Source organism: Methylocystis sp. H4A, assembly GCF_015709545.1.
Lineage (GTDB): Bacteria > Pseudomonadota > Alphaproteobacteria > Rhizobiales > Beijerinckiaceae > Methylocystis > Methylocystis silviterrae.
Window position 1 is genome coordinate 772,606 of sequence record NZ_JADNQY010000028.1, and the last position, 20,793, is coordinate 793,398.

Genomic DNA, 20,793 nt, shown 5'->3' on the forward strand with positions numbered 1-20,793 from the left:
TATCTCAACCTCTCCACGGAGCCTTCGATGGAAAAATTGTCGCGCATCGGTCTGTCAGCGCTTGTGACGGGAAGCGTCGCAAGCGTCATCTCGACCGCCGCCCTGGCGGCGCTGGCGAAGCTTGAAGGCAGGGGCGCGCTTGAGCCGACCAACGCCACCAGCCATTGGCTTTGGGGGCGCAAATCGCGCGGCCGGCGCGACGTCGACGCCGCACACACAGCGGTGGGCTACGCGACGCATCACGCATCGGCGGTCTTCTGGGCCTTGCCCTTCGAGGCCTGCCTCGCGATGCAGCCGCCGCGCTCAACGTTCGAACTGATCGGCGATGCGGCGATGATGTCGGGAATCGCCGCCACCGTCGATTATGGAGTCGCGCCCAAGCGAATCACGCCAGGCTGGGAGTTCGCGTTGTCGAACCGCTCGATGGTTGCGGCCTTTGCCGCCTTGGCGGTCGGTCTGGCCTGCGGCGCGGCGGCGTCTCGCGCGCTTCTGGGGGAAGCGGAGATGGAGCAGAGTTAGCGACTCCGGCCAACTGTGGGCGCTGACTTAGCGTGTGATCAGTCGCGAGCCTCGATTGCCCGTCAGATAGGTCGCGATCCAGCTGATCGCGACAAGGATGCGACTGCGCAAATTCACCAGAAAGTAAATGTGCACGACGCTCCAGAAGAGCCAACCCGGAAAGCCGGTCAATTCCAGTCGGCCGAGTTTGACGATCGCGGAATTGCGGCCGATCGTCGCCAAATTGCCGTAGTCCCGATAGCGGAAGGGTTTGCGCGGAAAGCCCCCTTTCAGACGGAGCCGGATGGCGCGTCCGGCGTATTTGCCCATCTGCTTGGCGGAAGCGGCGAGAGCTGGAACGGGCGTCCCGTCGGAACTCGTCAGAAGGGCGAGATCTCCAATGACGTAGACATCGGGAAGGCTGGGAACCGTCAGATCCCCGCTCACCGGAATGCGTCCGGCGCTGTCGCTTTCAACGCCCAGCCAGTTCGCCGCGGGCGACGCTCGCACGCCAGCCGCCCAGAGGATGACGCCGGCGGGAATCTCCTTTTCTCCAGCGACGAGTCGGTCCTCGAAGATCTGGTCGACGGGCGTATCCGTTCGCACTTCCACGCCCTTTGCTTCGAGCGAATCGCGCGCATAGTCCGAAAGCCGTTCGGGAAAGCTTGCAAGAATGCGCGGCCCCGCCTCGAGCAAAATGATGCGCGCCTTGCGTGGATCGGCGCGGCGAAACTCCGGTGGGAGCGTTCGCCGGGCGAGTTCGGAAATCGCGCCGGCGAGTTCGACTCCCGTCGGTCCGCCCCCGACAATGATGATGGTGAGCAGTCTCTCACGCTCGCCGGGATCGACGCTGACCTCGGCGCGTTCGAACGCGAGAAGCAGCCGGCGGCGGATGAGCGTCGCGTCGGAAATGGATTTCAGCCCCGGAGCCAAACTCGCCCAGTTGTGACCGAAGTAGGAGTGGGTGGCCCCTGTCGCGACGACGAGGACATCATAGCCGATCTCGCATTTGTCGGTCTTCACGACTTTGCGGGCGGCGTCGACGCTCTCAACCGTGAGCATCAGGACGGTCACATCCTTCTGGCGCCGCACGATGTGGCGTATCGGCCAGGCGACATCAGGCGAAGCAAGGGCTGCGGTCGCGACCTGATAGAGCAGGGGCTGGAAGCAATGATGATTGTTGCTGTCGAGGATGAAGATGCGCGCTTCGGCGCCAGCAAGCGCCTGCGCAGCCGCAATCCCGGCGAAGCCGCCGCCGATGATGACGACGCGAGGTTTGCGCTCGGCGGCGCTGCTGTGCTGCTGCATAATGAACCATCCATGCGCAGGCGAGTCGTCGATTGGGCAAGCCGCCGATCGCGACTCAAGATTTAAGCCGTCAGAGGCGCCAAGGTTCCCGCCTCGCGCGACGCCTTCTCGCCGACATCCGAGGCAAAGCAACAAACTCAGACAGTGCAGGGCGCGACGCAGCGCGGTCCCGCGGAAATTCAAAAATGAGCAGCGTATGGATCGAGAAATGCACGCTTCAACTTGGGAGAGCCGCGACGCGCAGCATGCGCATCGCGGCTCATCGCTTTATTGATTTGCCGCCTTCAAATGGACGAGCGCGGACTGGGCATGACGAACGCCTTTGTCAATGCGGCTGGCGTGGTGGGTGCGCTTGGCCGTCTTGAGCGCCTGACTGAGATGCTTCATCGCCGTCTTGATGTGGCCCTTGGGGTCTTCCCCGCTGGCCGCCTTGGCGTGATCCCAGGCGTTATGCGCATGCTCGGCGAAGGAGGAGGCATTATGCTGCTTGCCCTCCTTGATCGCCTCATTCGTCTCCTCGATCGCCTGAGTGAGATGCTCGCTATGGCTTTGCGCCAACGCCATATGCGGCGTCACAAGAAAAGCGGCCGCGATTGCCAAAGCGGCGAAAATCGAACGACGTGCCAGCATGAATATTACTCCCCTATCGCATTTCTCTTTGGTCTCGGCTCGGCGCCCGTCAGCCTTAGCCAAGGCGAAGAACCAATTTAAGAGATGGCGACTATTGCTTAGCTATCCAAGGCGACGTTTTGACGCCCTTCTTGCATTCCGGCTCGGGGGCGCCTATCCCTCAAGAGGCCAGTCGGCTGGACGGCCGCTGCCGAAACGCAGAGGAAAGTCCGGGCTCCACGGAGACACGGCGCCGGATAAGGTCCGGCGGGGGCGACCCCAGGGATAGCGCCACAGAAAGCAAACCGCCGCGTAAGCGGTAAGGGTGAAAGGGTGCGGTAAGAGCGCACCGCCCGAACGGCGACGTTCGGGGCACGGCAAGCCCCGCCGGGAGCAAGACCGAATAGGGGCGACGGAAGGCCTTAAGCGTGAGCTTTTGCCTTCAACCCGTCTCCGGGACTGTCGCCCGGGTTGGTTGCTAGAGGCGGGCGGCAACGTCCGTCCCAGAGGAATGGTCGTCACGTTCTGCAAAGAACGTACAGAACCCGGCTTACAGGCCGACTGGCGTTTAAATCAGAGGTATCTCGTAGAGGAGATCAGCGGTCGAGATAGCTTTGGCGAAAAAGCGGCGTCGGCCGGACCAGAAAGCTTTGCGTCATTCGCTTGCGCCGCCTTGAGCCCGCCAAATTCGTGCCACCGTAAACGCTCCCTTAACGATAAAAAAGCCTAATAAGACCGGTTGCCGATCGGCGCGTGGCGACCAGCCTGCTTCCGACGCCTCGCGGTTCCATGTCGATCAAAACCGCCCAGCCGCAATCGAACCGTCTTGGCGAGCCAGCGCTCGCCGGACGCACAGCGTCGCGCCGCCGCCCCTCTCGCGTCGCGCGCCGCCTGGTGAGGAGCATGAGAATGACGTCGGCGCCGCATATTCCGGTGCTGCGCGAGGAGGCGATCGCCGCCCTCGGCGTTCATCGCGGCGGCCGCTATATCGACGCCACCTTCGGCGCCGGCGGCTATACGCGCGCCATAATGGCGCAGCCGGAAACGCGCGTGCTCGCCTTCGACCGCGATCAGACCGCCGTTAAAGCCGGTCAGGCGCTTGTCGACGAGATGCGCGGACGGTTGACGCTCGTTGAAGCGCGCTTTTCTCAACTCGAGGACGTTGCGCGCGCGCAAGGCTTCACGCCGCTTGACGGCGTCGTCTTCGACATCGGCGTTTCGTCGATGCAGTTCGACCAAGCCGCGCGCGGCTTTTCCTTCCGCGCCGAGGGACCACTCGACATGCGCATGGAGGGGCGTGGGCGCAGCGCCGCCGACATCGTCAATGATGCGGATGCGGAGACGCTCGCCGATATCCTGTATTTCTACGGCGAGGAGCGCGCCGCGCGGCGTATCGCGCGCGCCATCGTCCACGACCGTGAGATTGCGCCTTTCACAACGACGAGAGCGCTGGCCGAAATGATCGCTCGCGTCGCTCCCAACCGCGCCAGCGACATTCATCCGGCGACCAAAAGCTTTCAGGCGCTGCGCATCGCGGTAAACGACGAGCTTCAGGAATTGCTGAAGGGGCTGCTTGGCGCTGAACGGCTTCTTGCCGAAGGCGGTCGGCTCGTCGTCGTGACGTTCCATTCGCTTGAGGATCGCATCGTCAAACAGTTTCTCTCCGAACGCTGCGGTCGCGGCGAAACCGGTTCCCGCCGTCTGCCGGGCGAACCCGCGCCGCCGCAACCAAGTTTCGTTTGCGAAGGCCGCCAACCGGTGACGCCTACGCCCGCTGAAACGGCCGCCAATCCGCGCGCGCGTTCGGCCAAATTGCGTTACGCGACGCGCACGGCGGCGGCGCCTCACCCGCTCGACCCAAAGCTCGCGCGCCTCGTTCATCTCCCCGATCGCGACAAGGGAAAAGCCTGATGCTGCGGCTCCTCAATATCGTTGCGGTTCTCGTGCTCGTCGGTTCGGCGGTTTACGCCTATTCGATCAAGTATCAGACGAGCTTTCGCGCCGAGCAGATCACTAAGACCAAGATCGAGATCAGGCAGGAGCGCGATGCGATTGCGGTGCTGCGCGCCGAATGGGCTTATATGACCCGGCCTGAGCGCATTCAGCAGCTCGCTGACGCTTATCTGCCCGGCATGAAACAGCTTGAAGCGACGCAGATCGTCGCCGCGCAATCGCTTCCCGAGAGATCGCCGCGCGTCGACTCCATCGGCAATAAGCTTGACGCGCTCGGATTGAGCATGCCAGCGACGCCGCCCGTCCCCGGCAGCGCGCCGACGACCACGCCCAAAGCGCAGGGACAAAGCCAAGAGCGACGCAAGCCATGACGCAGTCGATGCACGACACGCAACCTTCGCCGCCGCCGAACGGCAAAATTCGCGCGTTTCTGCGCGCCCTGTTTTCGACGAGTCTCGCGCTGAGCGCATCGCGCATGCGGCTCGCGGCGCTGGGCTTTCTCGTGCTCTACGCGGTGATTTCGATCAAGCTCGTCTATCTCGGCTTTAAGCCGGAGGCGGCGACGTCGCGGCGCGCCGCGGCGGAGGCGGTCGCGGCGTCCCGCCCGGACATCATCGATCGCAACGGCGAGGCGCTCGCAAGCGACGTCAAGGTGATGTCGGTGTTCGCCGAGCCGCGCCGCATCATCGACAAGGACGAGGCGACCGAGCTGTTGACCGCGGTTTTGCCTGGCCTCGACGCCCGCGAATTGCGAGAGCGGCTCGGCTCCAAGAAGGGCTTCGTTTGGGTGAAGCGCGAGGTGACGTCGCATCAGCGCGACGAAGTTTTCCATCTCGGACTGCCGGGCGTTGGATTGATCGCCGAGAACAAACGCGTTTATCCCAACGGACCGATCGGCGCGCATGTGCTCGGCTTCGCCAACGTGGACAATCAGGGCATTGCCGGCATCGAGAAATACATCGACGGGCAGGGCCTCGCCGATTTGCACGGCGCCGGCTTCGGCGTAACGCCCGAGGAACTCAAGCCCGTGTCGCTTTCGCTCGACATTCGGGCTACGCATGCGTTGCGCGACGAGCTCGAAAAGGGCGTCGTTCATTTCAAAGCGAAGGCAGGCGCCGCAGCGATCCTGGACGTCAACACCGGAGAGGTCATCGCGCTCGCGTCGCTTCCCGACTACGATCCGAACAAGCCGACGGAAGCGCTCGATCCGATCCACATCAACCGCATGAGCGTCGGCGTCTATGAGATGGGCTCGACCTTCAAGGCGCTGACCATCGCGATGGCGCTCGACTCCGGCAAAGTCAATTTGAATTCACGGCTCGACGCGCGTGGCGTGCTCTCTTTCGGGCGCTTCAAGATCCATGATTATCACGCGCAAAATCGCGCGCTCACATTGCCGGAAGTTTTCACCTATTCCTCCAATGTCGGCACCGCGCGTATGGCGATGGGACAGGGCGTGGAGCGGCACAAGGCGTTTTTGCGCAAGATGGGCCAGCTCACGCGCATGCGCACCGAACTGCCCGAAAGCGCCGAACCCATCGTGCCGAAAAATTGGGGCGAGTTGAACACCATGACCATCGCCTTCGGGCATGGCCTCGCGGTGGCGCCGCTCCAGGCGATGATGGCCGTCGGCGCGCTGATGAATGGCGGCTATCTGATCACGCCGACCTTCATCAAGCGCAGTGAGGAGGAAGCGAAGGCGGGCGCCGAACGCGTCGTGAAGCCGGAGACGAGCGAGGCGATGCGCTATCTCATGCGCCTCAACGCCGAAATCGGCACGGCGCGAAGAGTGAACGTCGCCGGCTATTACGTCGGCGGCAAGACCGGCACCGCGGAAAAGGTCGTTAACGGCCATTATTCGAAGAACCGGCTGTTTAACACTTTCATGGCCGTCGCGCCGTCGGACAAGCCGAAATATCTGTTCCTGACCATCATGGACGAACCGCAGGGCTTGCCGGAAACCGGCGGCTACGCCACTGCGGCCTATAATGCGGGACATGTCACGGGCGAGATCATCGAGCGCGTCGGTCCGATTCTCGGCCTCGCGCCGCGTTTCGAGCCGCCGCACCAGCCTTTCCCGCTCCTCGCCAAATTGGGTTATGGCTATGCCAATGTTCCGGCCCGCGGCGGCGGAGGACATTGATGCTGATTTCGGAACTGCTTGCCACGCCAGACCTTGAGCCCGCCTTGCGCGGGCTCAAGGTCTCCGGCCTGACGGCGGATAGTCGAATGGCGCGCGGCGGCTTTGCCTTTTTTGCGATCCCGGGCCACGCCGGCGACGGCCTGTCCTATGTCGCCGACGCGAAGTCGCGCGGCGCCTGCGTCGTCGTCGCTCAGCGGAGAGCGGACAGCCCGCTGCCGCTTATCGTCGTCGATGACGTTCGGCGCGCCCTGGCCCTCGCCGCGGCGCGTTTCTTTTCTCGTCAGCCATCGACGATCGCGGCTGTTACGGGAACGAGCGGCAAGACCTCGGTCGTGGCCTTCTTGCGCCAGATCTGGGCCGCGCTTGGACATGAGGCGGCCTCGCTAGGCACCGTCGGAATCGTCGATTCTCGCGGCGCGCATTGTGGAGCGCTGACGACGCCCGGACCCGTCGAACTGCATAGAACGCTGGACGAACTTGCTGGACGCGGCGTGACGCATCTCGCCATGGAGGCGTCGTCGCTGGGGATCGATCAGCGTCGGCTCGACGGCATGCGCGTCGACGTCGCAGGCTTCACCAATTTTTCGCGCGACCATCTCGATCATCATGCCAGCATGGAGGAGTATTTCGCGGCGAAGATGCGGCTCTTCGACACGCTGCTGCACCCGGGCCAGACGGCGGTGATCGACGCCGACAGCGACGTTGCGTCCCGCGTCATCGACATTTGCCGCGCGAGGGGCCTCACAATTTTGAGCGTCGGTTCGAAGGGAGAGACGATAAGGCTCCTTTCGGCGACGCCGTCCGCCTTGGCAACGTCGCTGCGGCTCCGCCATAATGGCGCCGAATATGAGGTCGATCTGCCGCTTGCCGGGGCCTTCCAGGTCTCGAACGCGCTCGTCGCCGCCGGGCTGGCTATCGCAAGCGGCGATGATCCGGGGCAGGTCTTTGCGGCGCTCGAAGCGCTCAAAGGCGCGCCGGGGCGGCTCGAACTCGTCGGCCAGTGTAATGGCGCGCCGATTTTCGTAGATTACGCGCATAAGCCCGACGCGCTGGAGAAAGTGCTCGCCACTTTACGGCCGCTGACAAAAAAACGCCTGATTGTCGTCTTCGGGTGCGGCGGCGATCGCGATCGTGGCAAGCGCCCGCTGATGGGGGACATCGTCGCCCGGGCGGCGGATGTCGCTATCGTCACGGACGACAATCCGCGCAGCGAGGACGCCGCCGCCATTCGCGCAGAAATTCTCGAAGGAACCCGCGGCGGCGCGGCGCACATTATCGAGATCGGAGACCGGCGTGCGGCGATCGCCAACGCCGTCGCGGGGCTTGAAGCGGGCGATGCGCTCGTCGTGGCTGGAAAGGGCCACGAAACCGGGCAGATCGTCGGCGACCGCGTTTTGCCTTTCTCCGATCATGAGGCGATTGCGCAGGCGCTCAAGGAGAATCATCCATGACCAAGAGGCCGTTATGGTCGGGATTGGCGCTGGTCGGCGCGCTGCGGGCGCGCGCGAGCGGCGGCCTTGCGCGCGAAGCCGCCGGCGTTTCCATCGATACCCGCACCCTTCAGCCCGGCGATCTGTTTATCGCGATCAAGGGCGAGACGCGCGATGGTCACGACTTCGTGCGGATGGCGTTCGAGAAAGGAGCGGCGGCGGCGGTCATCGACGAGGCGCATGCGTCTGAGCTTTCCGGCGCCGGGCCGCTTTTCGTCGTCAGAGACGTGCAACAATCGCTGGAGTCGCTGGGTGCGCGGGCGCGCGAGCGAAGCGCCGCCTTCATCGCCGCCATCACCGGCTCCGTCGGCAAGACCTCGACGAAGGACATGATCCGGCTCATGCTGTCGCGTTTCGGCGAAACGCATGCCTCGGCGGCGTCTTACAACAATCACTGGGGCGTGCCGTTGACGCTTGCGCGCATGCCGGCGGAGGCGCGCTTCGGCGTGTTCGAACTCGGCATGAATCACGCGGGCGAGATCGCCGCGCTCGTCGCTCAGGTGCGCCCCCACGTCGCCGTCGTGACCCGCATCGCCCCGGTTCATCTCGAATATTTCGGATCGATCGAGAAGATCGCAGACGCCAAGGCCGAGGTTTTTTCCGCGCTGGACGGCGGCGTCGCGATCATCAACCGCGACGACGGATTTTACCAGCGTCTTGCCGCGGCGGCTGCCCCAACCGCCAGCCATGTCTTTGGTTTCGGCGAGACGGACGGCGCGCATGCGCGGCTCCTGTCTTACGAGGCCGTTGGCGAAGGCGCGCTGGTCGAGGCGGAAATTCTCGAGCGGCGACTGCGTTTTCGCATCGGCGCCCCAGGCAAGCATATCGCCATGAACGCGCTGGCGGCGCTGCTCGTGGGCGTCGTTTTCGACGTGGATCTGGAGGAAGCTGCGGCGGCCTTCGCCGAATTCACGCCGCCGTCCGGACGCGGCCAGCGCGAGAAAATTGCGACGCCAGACGGCGAGTTTACGCTCATCGACGAAAGCTACAACGCCAACCCGACCTCCATGCGGGCGGCGCTGCAGCTGCTGGGCGGCGCGGCCACAGGACCCGGCGGCCGGCGCATCGCCGTGCTCGGCGACATGCTGGAGCTCGGACCTCAGGCGGCCGAACTGCACGCGGAACTCGCTACGGACCTTATCGACGCCAACGTCGATCTGTTATTCACCTCGGGACCGTTGATGTCGCGCTTGAGTTACGCTGTGCCTGATTCGATGCGCGCCGCGCATCGGGCGACGCCGCTGGAGTTGGAAGAGGCCGTTCTCGCAGCGGTTCGTCCCGGCGATGTGGTGATGGTGAAAGGCTCCAATGGTTCGCGGATGGCGCGGATCGTCTCGGCCTTGAAAAACGCATTCGCTCGCGAAATGGCGAACTGAGGAGAGACGATGCTAACGCTGCTTGCGGACTTCTCTTATCTATACAGTCCGCTAAACATCTTCCGCTACATCACTTTTCGCGCCGCTATGGGGGCGGCGACGGCGCTGTTCTTCGTGTTTTTCTTCGGACCGGGCGTCATCGCCGCGTTGCGCATCAAACAGGGCAAGGGCCAGCCGATCCGCGAGGACGGACCGGCTTCGCATCTTGTGACCAAAAAAGGCACGCCGACGATGGGCGGCCTGATGATCCTCTCGGGACTGGTCGCGGCGACGCTGCTCTGGGCGAATTTGCGCAACGCCTATGTATGGATCGTGCTCTTCGTCACCGTCAGCTTCGGCCTCATCGGCTTTTATGACGATTATCTCAAGGTGTCCAAGCAGTCGCACGCCGGCTTCTCGGGCAAGATGCGATTGGCGCTTGAGTTTTTGATTGCCGGCCTGGCCTGCTACGCGCTGATGGAAACAGGCGGCGAGAACATGACGAAGCTCGCCATCCCCATGGTGCGGGGCTATGTCGCGACCCTGGGTCCGCTGTTCATCCTGTTTGGCGCCTTCGTCATCGTCGCCGCGGGCAATTGCGTCAATCTCACCGATGGACTCGACGGCCTCGCCATCGTGCCGTCGATGATCGCCGCCGGCGCCTTTGCGATCTTCGCCTATCTCGTCGGCAATTCGATCTTTTCGAACTATCTCGGCGTCAATTACGTCGCGGGCGTTGGCGAACTGACTATCGTTTGCTCGGCCTTCATCGGCGCGGGACTCGGCTTTCTGTGGTTCAACGCGCCGCCGGCGCAAATCTTCATGGGCGACACCGGCTCGCTGGCGCTCGGCGGGCTCGTGGGCGCCGTCGCCGTCGCGGTGAAGCAGGAATTCGTGCTTGTCATCGTCGGCGGGCTCTTCGTGATCGAAGGCGCCTCGGTCATCATCCAGGTCGGCTATTTCAAGCTGACCGGCAAGCGCATCTTCCTGATGGCGCCGATCCATCACCATTTTGAACAGAAGGGCTGGAAGGAGCCGCAGATCGTTATCCGCTTCTGGATCATCGCCTTCGTCCTGGCCCTGATGGGCCTCTCGACCTTGAAGCTGAGGTGACGATGACGCCGATCGAGACGTTCAAGGGCAAGCGCGTCGCGCTTTTTGGCCTCGGCGGTTCGGGCCTTGCCACGGCCCGCGCCCTGATCGCAGGCGGGGCAGAGGTCGCCGCCTGGGACGACGGCGAGGCCGGCCGGCTCAAGGCGATCGCGCAAGGCGTCGCGCTCGAGGATCTCGCGCTCGCGGACTGGAGCGGCTTCGATGCGCTCGTTCTCTCTCCCGGCGTGCCGCTGACCCATCCCGAGCCGCATTGGACGGTGCTGGCGGCGAAGGCCGCCGGAGTCGAGATCATCGGCGATGTCGAACTGTTCTGCCGCGAACGCGAAGCGCGCGCCGGGGGATCGCCCTTCATCGCCATCACCGGCACAAACGGCAAATCGACGACCACGGCGCTGATCGCGCACATCTTGCGCGAAGCCGGCCGCGACGTTCAGCTCGGCGGCAACATCGGCGTGCCGATTCTCGACCTTGAGCCGCCGTCGGACGAACGCATTCACGTCATCGAATGCTCGTCGTTCCAGATCGATCTCGCGCCCTCGCTGGCGCCGACCATCGGCGTGCTGATCAACATTACGCCGGACCATATCGACCGTCACGGGACAATCGAAAATTACGCCGCCATCAAGGAGCGCCTCGTCACCGCGGCGGAAGTGGCTCTGGTCGGCGTCGACGACGCCTATTGCCATGCGATCGGCGCGCGCCTCGTTGAAGCCGAGACCCCCGAGCGGCGCGTCGTGCCGGTCTCCGGGAAGCGTGCGCTCGACTGGGGATTTTATGTCGAGGATCGAAGCGTCTATTTCCGCGAGCAGGGACATCCGCCCGAGGAAGCCGAGCTGATCGGTTCGCTCGAAGGCGCGCGCGCGCTTCGCGGCGCGCATAATGCGCAGAACGCCGCCTTTGCCGCCGCCGCCGCGTGGGAATGCGGATTGGACGACGACGAGATTTTGCGCGGATTGTTGAGCTTCCCCGGCCTGCCGCATCGGATGGAGGAAATCCGGCGCATCGAGCGCGCGCTGTTCGTCAACGACTCGAAGGCGACCAACGCCGACGCGGCCGAAAAGGCCTTGGTGAGCTTTACCGATATCTACTGGATTCTCGGCGGCCGATCGAAAGAGGGCGGCGTCGAACCGCTGCGACCGCATTTCTCGCGCATCCGCAAAGCCTATCTGATCGGCGAGGCCGCCGACGATTTTGCGCGCACGCTGGAAGGCGCGCTGCCTTTCGAACATTGCGGAACGCTTGACGTCGCGACGACGCGCGCGGCGCTCGACGCGCTTGCCGAAGGCGCCCCCGAGCCGGTCGTGCTGCTGTCGCCGGCCTGCGCCTCCTACGACCAGTTCGCCAATTTCGAGGCGCGGGGCGACGCGTTTCGCGGCTTCGTCGAAGGGCTTCCCGCCGTGATCGCGGCGCGAAAAGGAGAGCTGACATGATCTCGCGCGCGGAACGAACGCTATTCTCCGACTGGGCGTGGACAGTGGATCGCTGGCTGCTCGCGAGCCTCGCCCTGCTGATCGTCGCCGGTCTCGTCTTTTCCATGGCCGGCAGCCCGCCCGTCGCGGAGCGGCTGCATCTGGCGACCTTCCACTTCGTCAACCGGCAGGTGCTCTATCTTCTGCCGGCGCTGGTCCTGATGATTGCGACGTCGTTTCTTTCGCCGCGTCACGTGCGCCGACTGGCGCTCGTGATTTTCATCGTTTCTCTCGCGCTCGTCTTCGCAACCATCTTCTACGGTCAGGAAGTGAAGGGCGCGAAGCGATGGATCTTCGGCGTTCAGCCCTCGGAATTCTTGAAGCCCGCTTTCGTCGTGCTCGTCGCCTGGGCCTTCTCCGAAGGGGCGCGTCGCAAGGATGTTCCAGGCAATCTGATCGCGCTTCTGCTCCTGCCGATCGCGATCGTGCCGCTGATGATGCAGCCGGACTACGGTCAGACGATGCTGATTTCGATTGTCTGGGCGGCGCTGTTCTTTATGGCCGGCCTGCACTGGATCTGGGTTGTCGGATTGGGCGGACTTGGCGGCGTCTCGGCGCTGCTCGCCTATAAATTCGTGCCGCACGTCCATGCGCGCATCGAATCCTTTCTGGAGCCGCCGCCGCCGGTCGCAGGCGTGCCGGCGAATTTCCAGTCGGAGACGGCGCTTGAGAGCTTCATCGCCGGTTCGTGGTTCGGCAAGGGCCCGGGCGAAGGGGTCATCAAGCGCATCCTGCCCGACTCGCACACGGATTTCATCTTCGCGGTCATCGGCGAGGAGTTCGGCGTTCTTATCTGCATCGCGCTTGCCGCGGTGTTCGCCTTCGTCGTGGTGCGGGGGTTGTTTTCGGCGGCGCGCAACAGCGATCCCTTCTGCCGATTTGCGACTGCGGGACTCGTGATGCTGTTTGGCCTGCAGAGCTGCATCAATATGGCGGTGAACGTGCATCTTATGCCCGCCAAGGGCATGACGTTGCCCTTCGTCTCCTATGGCGGCTCTTCGCTTATTTCGCTGTCGCTCGGCATGGGCTTTCTGCTCTCCGTCACGCGTAAGCGGCCGCGGTCCCGCGTGCTGTCTGAGTTCGCCGCGACGGGCGCGCCCGCCGCCGCGTGATAAAAGCCTCGGTATGATCGATTCGCCGATTCTCCTCGCCGCCGGCGGCACCGGCGGCCATCTCTTTCCGGCCGAGGCGCTTGCGCATGCGCTCGCCGCCCGCGAGCTGGCGGTGGAGCTCGTCACCGAGGAGCGCGCCCTGCGCTACGGCGGCGCCTTTCCGGCGCGGGCCATGCATGTGATCCCCGCCGGCACGCCGCGGGGCGGCTCGCTGCTGGCCAAGGCCCAGGCGGTTGCGCGTCTCGCCCTCGGAACGGCGCAGGCGGCCGCGCTGCTGCGCCAGGTCAAACCGGCCGCGGTGATCGGTTTCGGCGGCTACCCGACCGTCCCGCCCCTGCTTGCGGCGTCCTATCTCGGCGTGCCGAGCGCTTTGCACGAAGCGAACGGCGTCATGGGCAAGGCCAACCGCTTCCTCGCCGGCCGCGTCGACAGGATCGCCGCCGGCCTGCCGACTCTCGCCGTGCCGGCGGCCCTGCAAAGCAAGCTCGTCGTCACCGGCAATCCGGTGCGTCCTAATGTGCTCGAGGCCGCCAAGACTCCCTATCCTTCATTCGACGATGGAATGTTCCGGCTGCTCGTCGCCGGCGGCTCTCAGGGCGCCCGCGTCATGGCGGACATCGTGCCGGCGGCCGTCGCGGCGCTCCCCGACGCGCTGCGGGCGAAAGTCGCCGTCGTGCAACAGGCGCGTCCCGAAGATATCGCGCGCGTCGAGGCGATCTACGCCGGCGCTGGGGTCGGCGCCGAGATTGCGCCCTTTTTCGCCGACTTCCCAGCGCGGCTCGCCGCGGCGCATTTCGTCATCACCCGCGCCGGCGCGTCGACGGTCTCGGAGCTTGCGGTTATCGGGCGACCGGCGATGCTGGTGCCGCTGCCGCATGCGCTCGACCAGGATCAGGCGGCGAACGCCGCTTTTCTCGAAGCGGCGGGCGGCGCGGAAACCGTGCGCCAGAGCGACTTCACGCCGGAATTTTTGACGCGGCGGCTTTGTGACCTCATCAATGCGCCGGCGCAGCTTTCCGCGCGCGCCGAAGCCGCAAAGAGCGTCGGCGTCGCCGACGCCGCCGATCGGCTCGCCGATCTGATTATCGATGTGGCGCGGATAGGCGCTACGAAACGGAGCTAGGGATGAAACTGCCGAAAGAGTTGGGCCCGATTCATTTCGTCGGCATCGGCGGCATCGGCATGTCCGGCATCGCCGAAGTGCTGCTCAATCTCGGCTACAAGGTGCAGGGGTCGGACGCCGCCGAAAACGCCAATGTCAAGCGTCTCGTCGAAAAGGGCGCGACGGTCAGCATCGGACATGACGCGAAAAATCTCGGCGCCGCCGCCGTCGTCGTCGTCTCGACCGCAATAAAGCGCGACAATCCCGAACTTGTCTTGGCGCGCGAAAAACGTCTGCCGGTCGTGCGTCGCGCCGAAATGCTGGCCGAGCTGATGCGCCTCAAGCAATGCGTCGCCATCGCCGGCACGCATGGCAAGACGACGACGACCTCGCTCGTTGCGACGCTGCTCGACGCCGGCGGCCTTGATCCGACCGTGATCAACGGCGGCATCATCAACGCCTATGGCACGAATGCGCGTCTTGGCGCCGGCGACTGGATGGTGGTGGAGGCCGATGAAAGCGACGGCACGTTTCTCAAACTGCCGGCGGACGTCGCCATCGTCACCAATATCGATCCCGAACATCTCGACCATTTCCATACATTCGACGCCATCAAGGAAGCCTTCCGCAACTTCGTCGAAAATATTCCCTTCTACGGCTTCGCGGTGATGTGCCTCGATCATCCGACCGTGCAGGAGCTCGTCGGCCGCATCGAGGACCGCCGCGTCATCACCTATGGCGAAAATCCGCAGGCCGACGTGCGTCTGCTCGACGTCGATCTCGAGGGCGGCGTGTCGAAGTTCAATGTGCTGCTGCGCGACCGCAAGACGTCGCAGGCGATCTATCTCGAAAATCTCGTCCTGCCGATGCCGGGCCATCACAATGCGTTGAACGCGACGGCGGCGATCGCCGTCGCCAATCAGCTCGGCCTGTCGCCCGAACAGATCCGCAAGGCGCTTGCCGGCTTTGGCGGCGTGAAGCGGCGCTTCACCAAGACCGGCGAATGGAACGGCGTGCAGATTTTCGACGACTATGGACATCATCCCGTCGAAATCGCCGCCGTGCTGCGCGCGGCGCGCGCCTCCACCAAGGGCAAAGTCGTCGCGCTGATGCAGCCGCATCGCTATTCGCGGCTGCAGTCGCTTTTTGATGCTTTCGCCACCTGCTTCAACGACGCGGACGTGGTCATCATCGCCGACGTCTATTCCGCAGGCGAGCAGCCGATACCGGGCGTCGATCGCGACGCGCTCGTCTCGGCGATCAAGGCGCATGGCCATCGCCGCGCGATGGGGCTGCCGTCTCCCGAAGTGCTGGCGGCGATGGTTCGCGAGATCGTCGCGCCGGGCGATTATGTCGTCTGTCTTGGCGCCGGCAATATCACGCAATGGGCCTATGCGCTGCCGGAGCAACTTGCGGCGGGGCAGGGATGATGGGCGTTGGTTTCGCCCCCTCCCTGTCCCTCCCCCGCTAAAGCGGGAGAGGGGACCCTAACGAGCGATTCTTGCGCAGCTTGGATGAAACGCGTGATCTGCTGCCTCTCCCGCGAAGCGGGGGAGGGTTGGGGAGGGGGCTTCTCGTGATCTTCCCCGACATTTCCGTCAATATAATCGCCGCGGCGTCGCTGCCGAAGCGTTCAACCGCTACGGCAAGGGAATCGACCCCAAGGCGAGACTCAACATCTGCGATTGCGCAGCCTATGCGCTGGCGAAGACCCTGAATGCGCCGCTAAAGGCGTTAGCCTTCGAGCAGCTGCCTTCGATGGCCACCCTACCTTTGCCTTCGCAAGGGATGATAATGTCCTTTATCGTATATATAGAAGGAGGTCAGGTGGCGATCACAGCGAAAGACGTTTCGACCCTTCACGCCTATGCCGAAGGGGTCATGGGCCGGGCCGATCACCATGCCGGTCAGGTGAAGGCGATCGCCCTCGCGCTACTTGGCGGCATTATCTGGCGCGCCGATCCTGGCTCGATCGAAATCAAGCAATATGATGGCGAGCTGGCGAATGTCCTGTGGCTGACCGTCAGCGGTCGCCGGTATGCGCTTGCCTATAATCATCACACCGCCCGAATCGAAATTCGCGATCGCACCCAGACAGGCACGGCGCTTCACAGTTTCGACAATTCCACTCCGATTCAAGACGTTGAAGCCGTGTTTCGAGGCCTCTGATGAAGCGCGACATGGACTTGGTAAGGGAGATTTTGCTCAAGCTTGAGCCGCTCCCTGCGCACTTTGACAATCCAATTCCGCTGATCGTCGGCGCGGAGCCGCTAGTATTCAAGGGGCGTTCGGCTGACGAAATCGCCTATCACATACGCATCATGACCCAAGGCGATCTAATCTCCATGGGAGGCATCGACGCAAATGGCCACATCGCGTCGTACTACGGTTTCCGATGGCTTGGTCATGAGTTTCTCGATGACGTTCGCGATCCTGAAATCTGGCGCAAAATTAGAGCACGGGTGAAAGGAATAGGGGGCGCTGGCCTCGGTCTTATGTGGGAAATCGCAAAGGCCGAAATCAAAATACAGCTCGGTCTACCATGAACCAGCTTGTCCCCTGTGCCACTCATGTGATGCCGGCCATGGTCGCCGCCGCCTGCGAGCGCGCCCAAACCCGCTTTTGGAAATTCTTCGTCAGCACAACCCCAAGCAGTTTCTCGACGGGGTGACGAAGGGAAGTGAATTTATGTGGCTTGATTTGACTTCCGCAGGATTGTTACTACAATTGACTACATCGTAGTCAGCCCTATCTTCGTCATGAAACCTGCGCCATCCGCGCCGACATCCGTTCGTCTGACCGACGAAACGCGCAAAATCCTCGACGAGGCGGCGCGGCGCACGCGCCGCTCGCGTTCCTATCTCGTGGAGGAAACGCTGAAGCAGTTTCTTCCGCGCATCGTGCAGAAGGAAACCCAGCCGTCGCCGCAAGAGCGCATTCGTCGCCTGAAGGAGCTTGAGGGCATCGGCTACCGGCTCGTCGGACCGCAATCCATTGAGGAGATCGACGCACGCATCCGTGAATTCCGTGGCGATGAATGAGTCGCTTCCGGTCGAAGGCGGGCGGGCCTATTTCGACTCAAATTCGGTTATCTATTTTATCGAAGCGAACCCGGCGTTTTATTCGAAAATCTCCAGCCTCTGGTATGCCCTCATCGAACAAAACACGAGCTTTGTCACCAGTGAAGTCTGCGTTGCGGAATGCTTCTACGGCGCCTTCAGACGACAAAGTCAGGTGCTCGAAAACGGTTACGATCGCCTGTTCTTTGAGGAGAGGACCTTCGACATTCGGCCCGTGGACCTTGAAACGCTCATTGGAGCGGCGCGCCTCGGCGCCGATCTCGGCCTGAGACTGATAGACGCGGTGCATTTTCGAACGGCGTTGGCCTCGCAATGCGATATCTTCGTCACGAACGATCGCCGCTTCCGCTCGGGTCATGGCGTGCGTGTCGTCCAAATCGCGGAACTGTGACGTAACGTCGATCAAGCCGAAAGTCGCACATGACCTTCCCCGACATTTCCGCCGACATCGCCGCCGCCATGCCGCAATTGCGCGGGCGCGTCGCGGCGAATGAGCCGCTCGCGCCTTACACTTGGTTTCGCGTCGGCGGGCCGGCGCAGATCCTGTTCATGCCGGCCGACGAAGGCGATCTCGCCTATTTCCTCGCGCGATTGCCGCGAGAGATTGCCGTGACCGTCGTCGGCCTTGGCTCCAATCTGATCGTGCGCGACGGCGGCGTCGAAGGCGTGGTCATACGGCTTTCGGCCAAGGGCTTTGGCGAGATCGTCGTCGAAGACGGGTGCAGGCTGCGCGTCGGCGCCGCGGTCCCCGATGTGAAGGCGGCGCGCGCCGCGGCGGAAGCGGGCGTTGACGGGCTGGCGTTCTATCGCGGCATTCCCGGCGCCATCGGCGGCGCGTTGCGCATGAACGCCGGCGCGCATGGCGGCGAAACGAAGGACGCGCTGATTGAAGCGCGCGGCGTCGACCGCGCCGGCGACGTCCGCGTCTTTGGCGTCTCCGACATGGGCTACGCCTATCGCCATTGTTCCGCCCCCGACGACGTGATCTTCACGCAGGCGCTTTACCAGGGACGTTTCGGCGATCCGGCGACGATCATCGCCGAGATGGAGCGCATCACCGCGGCGCGTGAGGCCTCGCAGCCGATCAAGGAAAAGACCGGCGGCTCGACCTTCAAGAATCCTGACGGCGAAAAGGCGTGGCGGTTGATTGACGCGGCCGGCTGTCGCGGACTGGTCGTCGGCGATGCGCAGGTCAGCGAGATGCACTGCAATTTTCTCATCAACCGTGGGCGCGCGAGCGCCGCCGACATCGAGGCGCTCGGCGAGGAAGTGCGCCGGCGCGTGCGCGAGACGAGCGGCGTCGAGCTGCATTGGGAGATCAAGCGCATCGGCGTCGCTTGAGATGAATGGCGCGAGAAGATTGCGTCGTCGCTGCTGAGATCTTAGCGTGGACGCTTGAGGAGATTCCCGCCGTGCCGCCTCGAATAAAATCGCACCGTTTCTCGGACGCCGCTGAAACGGCGGCCACGTCGAAAAGCGGCGACGAGCAGGGACCGAAGAAGAGTCCTTCGGTCGAAGAGCGAGTTTCGCGAGCGTCAGGCGCGTTAAGCGACTCGCTCTGTCCTTTCGCCACATTCACCGAATGGGCTTCGGAAGCCGACGAAGCCGCCTATTCGGATCTTTAGTTGGCATTTTTCAAGTCGAGAGCACATGACCAAGCACGTCGCCGTTCTGATGGGCGGACTCTCCGCCGAACGCGAAATTTCCTTGCGCTCGGGCGAGGCCTGCGCGAAAGCCCTCGAAGAGCAGGGATTTCAAGTGTCCCGCGTCGATGCGGGGCATGACGTCGCAAACATTCTTGCGGCGCTCAAACCCGATGTCGCCTTCAACGCGCTCCATGGCAGGTTTGGCGAGGACGGCTGCATTCAGGGCGCGCTGGAGCTTCTGCGCATCCCCTATACGCACTCGGGCGTGCTCGCCTCTTCGGTGGCGATGAAAAAGGATATCGCGAAGACGGTGATGGCGGCCGCCGGCGTTCCGACGCCAAAAGGGCGCGTTCTGCACAGGCTGGACGCCGCCAAAGCGCACGCGCTGCCCCTTCCTTATGTCCTCAAGCCCGTCTCCGAAGGCTCCTCCTTCGGCGTCTTCATCGTCAGCGAGGGCCAAGAGCATCCCCCGCAGGAATTATGGCGTGAGGATTGGACTCATGGCGACATGATGCTCGCGGAGCAGTTCATCGCCGGGCGCGAACTCACATGCGCCGTCATGAACGACAAGGCTCTCGACGTGATCGAAATTCTCGCGGCCGACGGCGGCTGGTACGATTATCACGCCAAATACGCCAAGGGCGGCTCGAAACACGTCCTTCCGGCAAATCTTAAACTGAATATTTACCAAGAGGTCCAACATTTGGCCCTTGAGGCTCACCGAGCTCTCGGCTGTCGCGGCGTAAGCCGCGCGGACTTCCGATACGACGACCGCCCCGGAGGTACGGGCGAGCTCGTCGTATTGGAAGTGAACACGCAGCCGGGAATGACGGAGACCTCGCTCGTGCCAGAAATGGCGGCATACGCAGGTTTTTCATTCGGCGAGTTGGTCAGATGGATGGTGGAAGACGCATCCTGCGATCGTTGAGAGAGTCATTTGCGGCTCGGCACTCGCTCGTCCCCATCGTTCCCGGAGAAGCCCCATACGCCTTGGCGGCGGCCGCTGTAGCGTCCATCCCGCCGGCAGCCGTTCCCGCCGCCCCCGCGGCGGTCGCTCCGCGCGCGTCGGCGCGAAGAACCCGCGGTGAACGTCTCCTTTCGCGCCTCGCCTTGCTGGGCCGTCCCGGCGTCGGCGCTCTGGCGACGCTCGCGCTCTTCGCCGCGATCGGCGCGGCGGGATTCGTCGAGAACGGCGGTTACGCCGCTCTCGTCGCAAGCGAGGGCGAACTCTACGACATAGCGGCGCGCGTCGCCGGGTTTCCGATTTCCGCCGTCACCATCACCGGTCAATCGCGTTTGACCGAACGCGAACTCCTCGACGCTGCTGGCGTCGGGCCGCGAAACTCCTTGCCCTTTCTCGATGCGACGGCGGTGCGTGACCGGCTGATGCAGGTCCCCCTCGTCAAATCCGCGCGGGTGATGAAGCTCTACCCCGATCGCCTGGTCATCGCGATCGAGGAGCGTCAGCCAAGCGCCTTATGGCAGCGCGACGGACGCGTCGCCGTCATTTCCGAAGACGGGGTGCCGATCGATGAGCTGCGCGACCAGCGCTATCTCGGTCTGCCTTTCGTCGTCGGCGAGGGCGCGCAGAAGCGGCTGCTCGAATTTCTCATGCTGATGACGACGGCCGGCGACCTAGCGCATCGGATCAAGGCCGGCGTGCTCGTCGCGGGGCGCCGCTGGAACTTCGAGATGACGAACGGCGTCACGGTGAAACTGCCGGAGATCGGTCCCGCGAGCGCGCTGGAGACGCTCGCGCGGCTGCAGCGAGAGGCGCGGATCCTCGACAAGGACGTCATGTTCATCGACTTGCGCATCCCCGACCGCGTCAGCGTAAGGCTGACGGAAGAGGCCGCTGCGGCGCGCGAAGCGCAGCTTGCGCCGCGCAAGTCGACCAAGAGTGGTGGTTAGCTGC

20 protein-coding genes, 1 other RNA gene and 1 pseudogene are annotated in these 20,793 nt (G+C 63.7%); 19 read left to right on the top strand and 3 right to left on the bottom strand.

The genetic code is table 11. From position 1 onward, the window contains the following. The first annotated feature begins 27 nt into the window (after window positions 1-27). Complete coding sequence (locus tag IYW40_RS20290) at window positions 28-519, top strand: hypothetical protein (protein ID WP_196402020.1); 492 nt, start codon at window positions 28-30, stop codon at window positions 517-519. A gap of 27 nt (window positions 520-546) precedes the next feature. On the opposite strand, the gene IYW40_RS20295 is transcribed toward IYW40_RS20290, so the two are convergent. Together IYW40_RS20295 and smbP are read right to left on the bottom strand one after the other, a co-directional pair. Beyond that, entirely contained in the window at window positions 547-1,806 is a 1,260-nt protein-coding gene (locus IYW40_RS20295) for an NAD(P)/FAD-dependent oxidoreductase (RefSeq protein ID WP_196402021.1), read from the bottom strand. Between the two features lie 267 nt (window positions 1,807-2,073). Further along, complete coding sequence (gene smbP / locus IYW40_RS20300) at window positions 2,074-2,436, bottom strand: small metal-binding protein SmbP (protein ID WP_196402022.1); 363 nt, start codon at window positions 2,434-2,436, stop codon at window positions 2,074-2,076. Between the two features lie 168 nt (window positions 2,437-2,604). Here smbP and rnpB point away from each other — a divergent pair. From rnpB to IYW40_RS20370, 15 genes and pseudogenes are all read left to right on the top strand, one after another. Then, an RNA gene (rnpB, locus tag IYW40_RS20305) (RNase P RNA component class A) lies at window positions 2,605-2,984 on the top strand. A gap of 340 nt (window positions 2,985-3,324) precedes the next feature. Beyond that, window positions 3,325-4,326 (top strand): 16S rRNA (cytosine(1402)-N(4))-methyltransferase RsmH, encoded by a 1,002-nt coding sequence (gene rsmH / locus IYW40_RS20310; RefSeq protein WP_246720931.1) that lies wholly within the window; start codon window positions 3,325-3,327, stop codon window positions 4,324-4,326. Beyond that, a complete protein-coding gene (locus tag IYW40_RS20315) occupies window positions 4,326-4,739 on the top strand; it encodes a hypothetical protein (protein ID WP_196402024.1) in 414 nt (137 codons plus the stop codon). The genes rsmH and IYW40_RS20315 overlap by 1 nt, the downstream gene beginning before the upstream one ends. After that, window positions 4,736-6,511, top strand: coding sequence for a penicillin-binding protein 2 (locus tag IYW40_RS20320; protein ID WP_196402025.1), 1,776 nt, complete (start codon window positions 4,736-4,738; stop codon window positions 6,509-6,511). Before IYW40_RS20315 ends, IYW40_RS20320 begins: the two co-directional genes overlap by 4 nt. Beyond that, window positions 6,511-7,962, top strand: coding sequence for a UDP-N-acetylmuramoyl-L-alanyl-D-glutamate--2,6-diaminopimelate ligase (locus IYW40_RS20325; protein ID WP_196402026.1), 1,452 nt, complete (start codon window positions 6,511-6,513; stop codon window positions 7,960-7,962). Before IYW40_RS20320 ends, IYW40_RS20325 begins: the two co-directional genes overlap by 1 nt. Beyond that, complete coding sequence (locus IYW40_RS20330; protein ID WP_196402027.1) at window positions 7,959-9,377, top strand: UDP-N-acetylmuramoylalanyl-D-glutamyl-2,6-diaminopimelate--D-alanyl-D-alanine ligase; 1,419 nt, start codon at window positions 7,959-7,961, stop codon at window positions 9,375-9,377. Before IYW40_RS20325 ends, IYW40_RS20330 begins: the two co-directional genes overlap by 4 nt. 9 nt (window positions 9,378-9,386) lie before the next feature. Continuing rightward, window positions 9,387-10,469 (top strand): phospho-N-acetylmuramoyl-pentapeptide-transferase, encoded by a 1,083-nt coding sequence (gene mraY, locus IYW40_RS20335; protein ID WP_175092736.1) that lies wholly within the window; start codon window positions 9,387-9,389, stop codon window positions 10,467-10,469. Between the two features lie 2 nt (window positions 10,470-10,471). Next, entirely contained in the window at window positions 10,472-11,899 is a 1,428-nt protein-coding gene (gene murD / locus IYW40_RS20340; RefSeq protein WP_196402028.1) for a UDP-N-acetylmuramoyl-L-alanine--D-glutamate ligase, read from the top strand. Next, window positions 11,896-13,050: a putative peptidoglycan glycosyltransferase FtsW gene (locus IYW40_RS20345; RefSeq protein WP_196402029.1), complete on the top strand. Its 1,155-nt coding sequence runs from the start codon at window positions 11,896-11,898 to the stop codon at window positions 13,048-13,050. Before murD ends, IYW40_RS20345 begins: the two co-directional genes overlap by 4 nt. Window positions 13,051-13,063: 13 nt before the next feature. Then, entirely contained in the window at window positions 13,064-14,173 is a 1,110-nt protein-coding gene (murG, locus tag IYW40_RS20350) for an undecaprenyldiphospho-muramoylpentapeptide beta-N-acetylglucosaminyltransferase (RefSeq protein WP_196402030.1), read from the top strand. A 2-nt stretch (window positions 14,174-14,175) separates the two neighbouring features. Continuing rightward, complete coding sequence (murC, locus tag IYW40_RS20355; protein WP_196402031.1) at window positions 14,176-15,582, top strand: UDP-N-acetylmuramate--L-alanine ligase; 1,407 nt, start codon at window positions 14,176-14,178, stop codon at window positions 15,580-15,582. A 190-nt stretch (window positions 15,583-15,772) separates the two neighbouring features. Beyond that, window positions 15,773-15,880, top strand: a pseudogene (locus tag IYW40_RS21950) (type II toxin-antitoxin system VapC family toxin); the annotation flags it as partial. A 99-nt stretch (window positions 15,881-15,979) separates the two neighbouring features. Next, window positions 15,980-16,321: a hypothetical protein gene (locus IYW40_RS20360; protein WP_210327381.1), complete on the top strand. Its 342-nt coding sequence runs from the start codon at window positions 15,980-15,982 to the stop codon at window positions 16,319-16,321. Further along, window positions 16,321-16,698 (top strand): DUF2513 domain-containing protein, encoded by a 378-nt coding sequence (locus IYW40_RS20365; RefSeq protein ID WP_196402033.1) that lies wholly within the window; start codon window positions 16,321-16,323, stop codon window positions 16,696-16,698. The genes IYW40_RS20360 and IYW40_RS20365 overlap by 1 nt, the downstream gene beginning before the upstream one ends. 213 nt (window positions 16,699-16,911) lie before the next feature. Continuing rightward, entirely contained in the window at window positions 16,912-17,193 is a 282-nt protein-coding gene (locus IYW40_RS20370; RefSeq protein ID WP_196402034.1) for a ribbon-helix-helix protein, CopG family, read from the top strand. A 37-nt stretch (window positions 17,194-17,230) separates the two neighbouring features. On the opposite strand, the gene IYW40_RS21955 is transcribed toward IYW40_RS20370, so the two are convergent. Continuing rightward, window positions 17,231-17,638, bottom strand: coding sequence for a hypothetical protein (locus IYW40_RS21955; protein ID WP_246720933.1), 408 nt, complete (start codon window positions 17,636-17,638; stop codon window positions 17,231-17,233). Window positions 17,639-17,652: 14 nt separating this feature from the next. Between IYW40_RS21955 and murB the strand changes: the two genes are divergently transcribed. From murB to IYW40_RS20395, 3 genes are all read left to right on the top strand, one after another. Continuing rightward, a complete protein-coding gene (murB, locus tag IYW40_RS20380) occupies window positions 17,653-18,573 on the top strand; it encodes a UDP-N-acetylmuramate dehydrogenase (protein ID WP_196402036.1) in 921 nt (306 codons plus the stop codon). Window positions 18,574-18,882: 309 nt separating this feature from the next. Next, window positions 18,883-19,806 carry a D-alanine--D-alanine ligase gene (locus tag IYW40_RS20390; RefSeq protein WP_196402038.1) on the top strand — a complete coding sequence of 308 codons (924 nt, stop codon included), beginning with the start codon at window positions 18,883-18,885 and terminating at the stop codon, window positions 19,804-19,806. A 182-nt stretch (window positions 19,807-19,988) separates the two neighbouring features. Then, complete coding sequence (locus tag IYW40_RS20395; protein ID WP_246720934.1) at window positions 19,989-20,789, top strand: FtsQ-type POTRA domain-containing protein; 801 nt, start codon at window positions 19,989-19,991, stop codon at window positions 20,787-20,789. The last annotated feature ends 4 nt before the right edge of the window (window positions 20,790-20,793 follow it).